This window comes from Micromonospora thermarum, from assembly GCF_012034245.1.
Classification (GTDB): domain Bacteria; phylum Actinomycetota; class Actinomycetes; order Mycobacteriales; family Micromonosporaceae; genus Micromonospora; species Micromonospora thermarum.
The window spans coordinates 40,279-49,214 of record NZ_JAATEO010000038.1; the positions used below are offsets into that span (position 1 = coordinate 40,279).

Genomic DNA, 8,936 nt, shown 5'->3' on the forward strand with positions numbered 1-8,936 from the left:
GCAGGCCGAGTGCCGCCAACAGCCGCCGGCGCGGCCCGGGCGCAGGCGTCAGCGGGTCGGCCGTCGGCTGCCGGGGGTCGGCGGTACCGCGGGTCATGTGGTGAGCCGGTAACCGGCGCCGCGGACCGTCTCCAGGCGCTCGCGGCCGAGCTTGCGGCGCAGGTAGCCCACGTAGACCTCCACCGCGTTCGGGGCGGTGTCCACGCCGGCGTCCCACACGTGGTCCAGCAGTTCGGTCTTGGAGACGACCTGCCCGGGGCGGCGCATCAGGTAGTCCAGGAGCGCGAACTCCCGGGCGGTCAGGGCCACCTCGGCGCCGTCCCGGGTCACCCGCCGGCGCGCCGGGTCCAGCCGCAGGTCGCCCACCGCCAGGACGGTCGGCCGCTCGGGCGCGCCGCGCCGCAGCAGCGCGCGCAGCCGGGCCAGCAGCACCACGTACGAGAAGGGTTTGGTCAGGTAGTCGTCGGCGCCGCAGTCCAGCCCGTCGGCCTGGTCGTACTCGCCGTCCTTGGCCGACAGCATGAGCACCGGCAGCCACCGGCGCTCGGCCCGCAGGCGGCGGACCACCTCGTACCCGGAGAGGCCGGGCAGCATGACGTCGAGGACCATCGCGTCGTACTCGACGTGCCGGGCCGCCTCCAGGCCGGCCGGGCCGGTCGCCGCCACGTCGACGACGAAACCCTCCGCCTGGAGGCCGCGTTGCAGGGCGGACGCCAACCGGGCCTCGTCCTCCACCACCAGCAGCCGCACGGGTCAAGGGTGCCACCCCGGCGCCCGTACCCGATCGGGTGTCCTCAGCGCCCTCACAGGGTGGGGCGGGCACGATGGTCGGCAGGAGGTGCCACCCATGTCCGTCCTGACAAGCCGTCCCGTACTGCGCTGGCTGGTCCCGGTGACCGCCGTCGTGACCGTCGTCGGCGGGGGCGCCGCGCTCGGCCGCTTCGCCGCCCAGGCGGAGCCGAGCCTGCCGCCCCGGACCGCCGCCCAGCTCCTCGTCGACCTGCAGACCGCGCGCCACGACGGCTTCTCCGGCACCGTCGTGCAGCGCGCCGACCTGGGCCTGCCGCCGATCGCCGGGCTGGCCGCCGGGGACGGCCCCGCCGACCTGCTCACCGGGACCCACACCCTGCGGGTCTGGCACTCCGGGCCGGACAAGCAGCGGGTCGCGCTCGTCGACACGCTCGGCGAGCGGGACATCGTCCGTAACGGACGCGACCTCTGGACGTGGAACAGCCGGAGCAACACGGCCACCCACCGCACGCTGCCCGAGGAGAAGGGCCCCGACGCCCCGCCGGAGCTGCCCGACACCCCGCAGGAGGCCGCCGACGCGGCCCTCGCCGCCGTCGACCCGACCACCGAGGTGAGCGTGGGGCGGGCCGCCACGGTGGCCGGGCGGGACGCGTACGAGCTGGTGCTCACGCCACGCGACGCCGCCTCACTGGTGCACCAGGTACGGATCGCCATCGACGCGACCGAGCACCTGCCGCTGCGGTTCGAGGTGTTCGCCGACGGGGGTGACCGCCCGGCGTTCGAGGTGGCGTTCACCCAGATCGACTACGCGCGGCCGGACGACGACCAGTTCCGGTTCAACCCGCCGCCGGGCGTAAAGGTCACCGAGGAGGGGACCGACCGGGCCCGCCCGGCCAGGCCGGAGAAGCCGGCCGGCGACGAGCGGCCGGACGTCCGTACCGTCGGGGAGGGCTGGACCACGGTGGTGGTCGCCAAGGTCGACGGCGCGTCGCGCCCCGCCGACGCCGGGGATGGTCCCGACCTGGACGTGCTGGCCAAGCAGTTCCCGGCGGTCAGCGGCGACTGGGGCAGCGGCCGGCTGTTCCGCAGCGACCTGGTGACCGCGCTGCTGACCGACGACGGCCGCCTGATCGCCGGGGCGGTCACCCCGGAGCGGCTCTACGAGGTGGCCCGGGGCTGACGACGCCAACCCGACGAGGGGGTTCGCGCGTGGCGCGGGCCCCCTCGTCCCGTGACATGGCCGGGAAAGCTTGGGGCGGCGGCTCGTCGCGCGGTATCTTTCTCAGTTCGAGGCAATAAAAAAGAACGGCTCAATGGCCGTTCTGAGAGAGATACTAACCAATTGGGAGACGGCTTGTCAAGGCAATCCGGCAATTCCGGTGACCTGCCCGCGGGCGACGAGATCGGCCACGAGCAGGAGTACGTCTCGATGCTCTACCACCGGCTCGACGGGCTGCGTGAGCAGGCCTCCCGGCGGCTGGGCGAGGAGCTGCGGACCACCGGCGGCACCCTCCAGGCCCGTTCCCAGCGCGACAGCGCGGTCCGCATGTACGCCGACCAGGTGGAGCAGTTCTCCGCGGTGGAGAACGGCCTGTGTTTCGGCCGTCTGGACACCGACGGCGACGGGCGGCACTACATCGGCCGGATCGGCATCTTCGACACCACCGGCGACTACGACCCGCTGCTGATCGACTGGCGGGCGCCGGCGGCCCGCGCCTTCTACCTCGCCACCGCCGCCAACCCCCAGGGCGTCCGTCGCCGGCGGCACCTGCGCACCCGGCAGCGCAAGGTGGTCGGGATCAACGACGAGGTGCTCGACCTCGCCACCGCCTCCCCCACGGCGCACGAGGAGCTGACCGGTGAGGCGGCGCTGCTCGCGGCGCTCACCGCCGGCCGTACCGGCCGGATGCGCGACATCGTGGAGACCATCCAGGCCGAGCAGGACCGGATCATCCGGGCCGACCTGCCGGGCGTGCTGGTGGTGCAGGGCGGCCCGGGCACCGGCAAGACCGCGGTGGCGCTGCACCGGGCGGCGTACCTGCTCTACACCCACCGGCGGGAACTCTCCAGCCGGGGCGTGCTGCTGGTCGGGCCCAACGCGACCTTCCTGCGCTACATCTCCCAGGTGCTGCCCGCCCTGGCCGAGACCGGCGTGCTGCTGCGTACCCAGGCCGACCTCTTCCCCGGCGTCTCCGCCCGGCGCGTCGAGTCGGCCGAGGCGGCGGCGCTGAAGGGCCGCGAGGTGATGGTCGACGTGCTGGCCGCCGCCGTCCGTGACCGGCAGTGGGTGCCCGACGAGCCGCTGGAGATCGAGCAGCCGCAGCGGGAGATCCTGCTGCTGGACCCCGACACGGTGCGGGCGGCGCGGGACCGGGCCCGCCGCTCCGACCGCCCGCACAACCTGGCCCGGGCGCTGTTCGACGTCGAGATCGTGCACGCGCTCGCCGCGCAGGTGGCCGAGCGCATCGGCGCCGACCCGCTGGGCGGGGAGAACCTGCTCGACGAGGCCGACCTGGCCGAGATCCGCCGCGAGCTGCGGGAGGACCCGGAGGTCCGGGCGACACTGGACCAGCTCTGGCCGGTGCTCACCCCGCAGCGCCTCCTCGCCGACCTGTACGCCGACCCGGACCGCATCGCCGTCGCGGCGCCGATGCTCACCGACGCCGAGCGGGCCCTGCTGCACCGGGAGCCGGGCGGCTGGACGCCGGCGGACGTGCCGCTGCTGGACGAGGCGGCGGAGCTGCTCGGCGAGGACGACCGCGCCGCCGAGGCGCGCCGGGAGCGCATCCGGGCGTTCCAGCGGGAGTACGCCGAGGGCGTCCTCGAGATCGCCCGGGGCTCCCGGTCCATCGACGTCGAGGACGAGGCCGACGGCGGCGAGATCCTCGGGGTGACGGACCTGATCGACGCCGACCGCCTGCTGGAGCGGCAGGAGGAGGCGGAGCACCTGACCACCGCCCAGCGGGCCGCCGCCGACCGGGGCTGGGCGTTCGGCCACGTCATCGTCGACGAGGCGCAGGAGCTGTCACCGATGGCGTGGCGGCTGCTGATGCGCCGCTGCCCGAGCCGGTCGATGACGATCGTCGGGGACGTGGCGCAGACCGGCGCGCTCGCCGGCACCGCGTCCTGGGCGGAGGCGCTGGAGCCGTACGTGGCGCAGCGCTGGCGGCTGGAGGAGCTGACCGTCAGCTACCGCACCCCCGCCGAGATCATGGCGGCCGCGGCGGACGTGCTCGCCGAGATCGACCCGGCGCTGCGCCCGCCGCGCTCGGTACGGTCCACCGGCGTGCCGCCCACCGACCGGGCGGTGCCGGCGGGGCGGCTCGCGGCCGAGCTGGTCGACGCGGCGCGGCGGGAGGTGGCCGACCTGACCGACGGCCGGCTCGGCATCATCGTGCCGGCGGCCCGGATGGACGACCTGGGCGCCGCCCTGACCGGGGCGCTGCCCGAGGCGGCCCTCGGCGCCGACCCCGACCTGGAGAGCCGCACGGTGGTCCTCACCGTCGCCCAGGCCAAGGGCCTCGAGTTCGACTCGGTCCTCCTGGTCGACCCGGACGGCATCGCCGCCGAGTCCCCGAGAGGCCGCAACGACCTCTACGTGGCGCTCACCCGCGCCACCCAACGCCTGACCATCCTCCGCCCAACCCCCTGACCCCTGACCCCCCGGCCCCGGCCCCGGCCCCGGCCCCGGCCCCGGCCGGAGCCTCGGCGATCATGAAGTTAGCGGGTGATCCGGAGATCAAACCACCCGCTCACTTCATGATCGACAGTGCTCCGGCCGGGGCCGGCGTAGTTGGTCAGTCGCGGGAGACGTTGGCGATGTGGGTTGCCGGGCCCGACTGGTCGCTCGTGGAGCCGGAGGTCGGGGTGCTCAGGCCACCTGTTCCGGCGTCGCCGGTCGTCGTCGGGGCGACCTTGCCCGGGTGCCGTTCCGGCTGGCGGGCCACCCGGCGGACGCTGGCCGGGCCGGCGGTGCCGCCGGTCGTCGTGATGGCACCCTGGCCCCGGGTCGGACCGCCGTCGCGCAACACCTGGGGATCGACGCGGACGTGCGCCGGGTCGTCCGGGTCCTCGTCCTGGATGACCCGCTGCACGTCGGTCTGCGGCACGGTCACCTCGTCCAGGACACCCTCGCCGTACACCCCACCGGCGATCCGCTCCTCGGCCCGCCGGGCGGCCTCGTTCCGCATGTCGTCCTCACGCATGCTGTCTCACCTCGCAGAAATCGTCGGTGTCCCACTGCGTGCCCGACCCCCGGGCGGCCAAACCCGCACGGCCGGTTCACCCGGATGTCGCCCCGTGCTCGCCCGCCCGCCGTGCGCGCTGCCGATGCTGAGCGGCGGACCAGCGGGACACCCCCGCGGGAGGGAGAAAGAGCGTGCGCACCGTACGCCGTACCGCCGTCGCCGCCCTGGTGGCCGCGACCGTGACAGCCGGGCTCGCGGCACCCGCCGAGGCGAAACCCCGACCGGACCGGACGTTCGACCTGCAGGCCCACCGCGGGGGCCTCGGGTTGCGGGTGGAGAGCACCCTCGCGTCCTTCGGCAACGCGCTCCAGTTGGGTGTGGACACCCTGGAACTGGACGTGCAGATCACCGAGGACGGTCAGGCGGTCGTCACCCACGACCGCCGCGTGAGCGGCGCCAAGTGCGTCGACACCGCGCCGGTGACCCCCGGCGACCCCGAGTTCCCGTACGTCGGGAAGTACGTCAAGACACTGACCCTCGCGCAGGTCCGCACGCTGGACTGCGGCTCGAAGACGCTGGCCGACCGACCCGGCCAGCTCGCCGTGCCGGGCGCCCGGATGCCGCTGCTGCGCGAGGTGCTCGCCCTGGTCAAGCGGTACCGGGCGGACGGGGTGACGCTCAACGTCGAGACGAAGGTGGAGGCCGGCGCCCCCTCGGAGACGGCCCCGCGCGAGCAGTTCGTGCAGGTGACGGCCGCCGAGATCCGCGCCGCCGGCCTGCTGAAGCAGGTGACGATCCAGAGCTTCGACTGGGGCGCGCTGATGCGGATGCGCCAGGTCGAGCCGCGGCTGCCGCTGGTCGCGCTGACCAACTACGACTTCCTCCAGACCGGGCAACCGGGCGCCTCGCCGTGGCTCGGCGGGCTGGACATCGACGACTTCGGCGGTGACCCGATCGCCGCGATCCGCAGCTTCGGCGCGACGGCGTTCTCGCCGGTGCACGGCTTCCCGCAGAACGGCACCGTCACCGACCCGGGCTACCGCCCGTACGTGACGAAGCAGCTGGTCGCGCACGCCCACCGCAACGGGATCACGGTCGTCCCGTGGACCGTGAACGACGTGCCCACCATGGCCAAGCTCCTCGACGACGGGGTGGACGGCATCATCACCGACTACCCGGACCGGCTGCGCGGCCTGCTCGCGCAGCGCGGGATGCGCCTGCCCGAGGCGTACGCGTCGCCGTTCGACGTGCAGGCCCACCGCGGCGGCCGGGCGACCCGGCCGGAGAACACCCTGCCCGCCTTCGCGCACGCGCTGGAGAACCCGGCGATCTCCACCCTGGAGCTCGACACCGGCGTCAGCGCCGACGGGCACCTGGTCGTGCTGCACGACCGGACCGTCAACGGCTCACACTGCGAGGACACCACGCCGGCCTGGCCGGGTGACCCGGAGTTCCCGTACGTCGGCAAGCGGGTGCACGACCTCACCCTGGCGCAGCTCAAGACGCTGGACTGCGGCTCGAAGACCCCGGCCGACGCGCCCGACCAGGTCGCCGTGCCGGGGGCGCGCATCCCCACCCTGGACGAGGTCTTCGCCCTGGTGCGCACCAGCGGCCGGGACGACGTCCGGATGAACATCGAGACGAAGATCAGCCCGGTGGCGAACGACACCGCGCCGTACGACGTCTTCACCCGCAAGCTCGTCACGGCGCTCCAGCGGGCCCGGTTCACCGACCGGGTCACCGTCCAGTCGTTCGACTGGCGGACCATCCGGTACGCCCGCGAGCTGGACCGCCGCATCGACACCGTCGCCCTGGTCTGGCAGTACGGACCGGCGGAGTGCGCGAGCCTCGCCGACGAGTGCTCGCTGCGGGCGGTCTACGGCGACCCGTCGGTGAAGAGCCCGTGGACCGGGGGGCTCGACTGGTGGCGGTACCGGGACCTCGGCAAGCTGGTCCGGGCCGCCGGCGCCGGGACGGTCTCGTCGAACTGGCAGGTCCACGACCCGGCGCAGGGCACGGTCGCGTCCGCCGACTGGTACCTGCGGGAGAACCCGGCATACTTCCACGGACCGGACGTCCGCACCCTCCAGCGGCGGTACGGGCTGAGCGTGATCCCGTACACCGTCAACGACGCGAGGGTCATGCAGCGGGTCATCGACCTCGGTGTCGACGGAATCATCACCGACGACCCGGACCTGCTGATCGGCGTGGCGATCCGCAACGGCCTGCGCTGACCGCGAGCCCGACTTTTTCGGCCGGGGGTGGTGTTACTGCCCCCGGCCGGTCGGGTAGACGCGGGGTGCCCCCGCCAGGAACGTGAACCGTGCCGTGGCCGACACGCGGTAGCGGGGCGAGGGATCGCAGGTACTCATCAATCCTTGAGGGAGGACAGATGAGCACGCAGGCTGCATCCACCAGGCCGATGAACCGTCCCGCGACGGACGTGCAGAACCGCGCGGCCATGCAGGAGACGCCCACCCGCCCGATGGCGGCGATACCGGACGGTCGCCGGGAGCCGGTGCAGGCACCGGGTACCGAGACCAAGCCGTCCCTGCGGACCACCGAGTTCTGGGTCTACATCGCGGCCGTGATCGGTGTGCTGGCCGCGTCGCAGTTGGCCGGTAAGAACTCCGCCGGCGTGGACATCTTCCGGGCCGACAACGCCTGGCTGATGGTGACGCTGCTGACGATCGGTTACCTGGTCAGCCGTGGTCTGTCCAAGGCCGGCAGCAACTGGCGTACCGCCGAGGAGCGTAAGGCCCGGCACTGACCGGCCACTCCCGTGCGCGACACGTGTGGCGCCCTCCGGGATCCCGTCCCGGAGGGCGCCACACGTGTCGGGTCCTACTCCTCGAAGCCGCCGAAGTCCCCGCCGAAGTCGCCCTCGACCGCGTCCTCGATCATCTCGCCGGCGATCATGCCGCCGGCCATGCCGAGTGCGGCACCGGCGACCACCCCGCCGACGCCCATTCCGCGGCCGTGGTGCCCGTGGCCGTGCTGGTGCGGCATGCCGAAGCCCTGCGCCCGCAGGCTGCCGTAGCGGGAGGTCGTCTCCCGCAGCCAGCCGTCGACCACCTGCGCCCAGTCGACGCGGTCGGCGTCGGCGTGCGAGACCTGGTAGCGGCCGAACACGTCGTGCCCCGAGCTGAAGAAGCCGCCGCGCTTGTCGCACTCCAGGATCACGTCCACCCCGTGCGGGCTGGTGACGAACGTCAGCTCGACCTCGTTGATGGTCTGCGCGTACTGCGGAGCGGCGAAGAACTCGATCTCCTGGTAGAACGGCAGCGTCTGCTGCGTCCCCCGGATGCGGCCGCGCTCCAGGTCGGCGTGCTTGAACCGGAAGCCGAGCCGCTGGAACGCCTCGAGGATCCGCTCGTGCACCGGCAGCGGGTGCACGTTCACCTGGTCCAGGTCGCTCTTGTCGACGGCCCGGGCGATCGCCAGCTCGGTGCGCAGACCCATCGTCATGCCGTGCAGGCGCTGGCCGTACACGTCGGTGATCGGGGTCTCCCACGGCACCGGCAGCTGGAACGGGATCGACAGCTGCTGCTTCGCGGCGAGCTGGAGCGGCCCGGAGACGGGCATCCGGTGGAACTCCATGATGCCCGCGTACTCGGTGTCGTGACCCTCCATCTCGACCCGGGTGACCAGGCCGACGACGATCTGCTCGATGGCCGCCGGCGCGTCCCCGCCGAGCAGGTTGACCTGCCCCTCAAGGGTCAGGCCGGGCCGGGTGTTCGGGTTCGCGAGGACGGTGTCCACGCTGGGGCCGCCGACGCCGAACGCGCTCAACATCTTCTTGAAGACCATCGGAACTCCCGCTGGGTCTGGTGCCCACGCTCCGCCGGAGCGGGACGATTGACGGAGGCACGGTATCGGGCGGCGCTGTGAGGTCGCTGAAAGTCTCCCACCGCCGGCAGTCCCGGGACCAGCCGCAACGCCGGGTCAGAACCGCCGCAAGGTCAACTCGACATCGCTGAAGTCGGGGTGTCCCGAACG

Annotated in this window: 7 protein-coding genes; 4 read left to right on the top strand and 3 right to left on the bottom strand. The window is 73.3% G+C overall.

The features are described 5' to 3' along the window. Nucleotides 1–93: 93 nt before the first annotated feature. Nucleotides 94–750, bottom strand: coding sequence for a response regulator transcription factor (locus tag HCJ94_RS25805; RefSeq protein ID WP_168003637.1), 657 nt, complete (start codon nucleotides 748–750; stop codon nucleotides 94–96). A gap of 97 nt (nucleotides 751–847) precedes the next feature. Here HCJ94_RS25805 and HCJ94_RS25810 point away from each other — a divergent pair, with 97 nt between their 5' ends. Next, the gene (locus tag HCJ94_RS25810; protein ID WP_168003638.1) at nucleotides 848–1,930 is read left to right on the top strand and encodes a LolA family protein; all 1,083 of its coding nucleotides are present in this window, start codon (nucleotides 848–850) and stop codon (nucleotides 1,928–1,930) included. Between the two features lie 174 nt (nucleotides 1,931–2,104). Beyond that, nucleotides 2,105–4,402: a HelD family protein gene (locus HCJ94_RS25815; RefSeq protein ID WP_507236339.1), complete on the top strand. Its 2,298-nt coding sequence runs from the start codon at nucleotides 2,105–2,107 to the stop codon at nucleotides 4,400–4,402. A 145-nt stretch (nucleotides 4,403–4,547) separates the two neighbouring features. On the opposite strand, the gene HCJ94_RS25820 is transcribed toward HCJ94_RS25815, so the two are convergent. Continuing rightward, nucleotides 4,548–4,955 (bottom strand): hypothetical protein, encoded by a 408-nt coding sequence (locus HCJ94_RS25820; protein WP_168003639.1) that lies wholly within the window; start codon nucleotides 4,953–4,955, stop codon nucleotides 4,548–4,550. A 173-nt stretch (nucleotides 4,956–5,128) separates the two neighbouring features. On the opposite strand from HCJ94_RS25820, the gene HCJ94_RS29715 reads away from it, so the two are divergent. Beyond that, the gene (locus HCJ94_RS29715) at nucleotides 5,129–7,171 is read left to right on the top strand and encodes a glycerophosphodiester phosphodiesterase family protein (RefSeq protein WP_205801924.1); all 2,043 of its coding nucleotides are present in this window, start codon (nucleotides 5,129–5,131) and stop codon (nucleotides 7,169–7,171) included. A 158-nt stretch (nucleotides 7,172–7,329) separates the two neighbouring features. Beyond that, on the top strand, nucleotides 7,330–7,707 hold the full coding sequence (locus tag HCJ94_RS25835) for a hypothetical protein (protein WP_168003640.1): 378 nt from the start codon (nucleotides 7,330–7,332) through the stop codon (nucleotides 7,705–7,707). Nucleotides 7,708–7,781: 74 nt separating this feature from the next. Here the strand turns inward: HCJ94_RS25835 and HCJ94_RS25840 are convergent, their stop codons facing one another. Beyond that, a complete protein-coding gene (locus tag HCJ94_RS25840; RefSeq protein ID WP_309227431.1) occupies nucleotides 7,782–8,699 on the bottom strand; it encodes a sporulation protein in 918 nt (305 codons plus the stop codon). Nucleotides 8,700–8,936: the final 237 nt, after the last annotated feature.